This window comes from Caviibacter abscessus, from assembly GCF_001517835.1.
Lineage (GTDB): Bacteria > Fusobacteriota > Fusobacteriia > Fusobacteriales > Leptotrichiaceae > Caviibacter > Caviibacter abscessus.
Map to the genome: position 1 here is coordinate 1 of NZ_LOQG01000006.1, position 828 is coordinate 828.

General features: G+C 49.5%; 1 rRNA gene. It reads right to left on the bottom strand.

Features of this window, described 5'->3' with window-relative positions:
- A 23S ribosomal RNA gene (locus tag AWT63_RS02000) occupies nt 1-828 on the bottom strand; the annotation flags it as partial.

Genomic DNA, 828 nt, shown 5'->3' on the forward strand with positions numbered 1-828 from the left:
CTCACTTAGATGCTTTCAGCGATTATCCCTTCCGAATGTGACTACCCAGCTATGCATCTGGCGATACAACTGGTACATCAGTGATTCGTCCATCCCGGTCCTCTCGTACTAAGGACAGTTCTTCTCAATACTCTTTACGCCTGCAGTGGATAGGGACCGAACTGTCTCACGACGTTCTGAACCCAGCTCGCGTGCCTCTTTAATGGGCGAACAGCCCAACCCTTGGGACCTTCTCCAGCCCCAGGATGAGACGAGCCGACATCGAGGTGCCAAACACTTCCGTCGATATGGACTCTTGGGAAGTATCAGCCTGTTATCCCCGGGGTAGCTTTTATCCGTTGAGCGATGGCCTTTCCATTCAGTACCACCGGATCACTAAGTCCTACTTTCGTACCTGCTCGACCCGTCAGTCTCGCAGTCAAGCTCCCTTGTGCCTTTACACTCTCTGGTTGATTTCCATCCAACCTGAGGGAACCTTTGAACACCTCCGTTACTCTTTTGGAGGTGACCGCCCCAGTCAAACTGCCCATCTAGCACTGTCTCAATTGCTTGATTAGAATTTCAACAATATATGGTTGGTATTCCAACATTGACTCCTTACATACTTGCGTACATATCTCTTAGTCTCCCAACTATCCTATACACACATTGCCAAAACCCAATGCCAAACTACAGTAAAGCTCCACGGGGTCTTTCCGTCCTACTGCAGGTAAGCGGTATCTTCACCGCTATTACAACTTCACCAGGCCTCCAGCCAAGACAGCTCCCAAATCATTGCACCATTCGTGCAGGTCAGAACTTACCTGACAAGGAATTTCGCTACCTTAG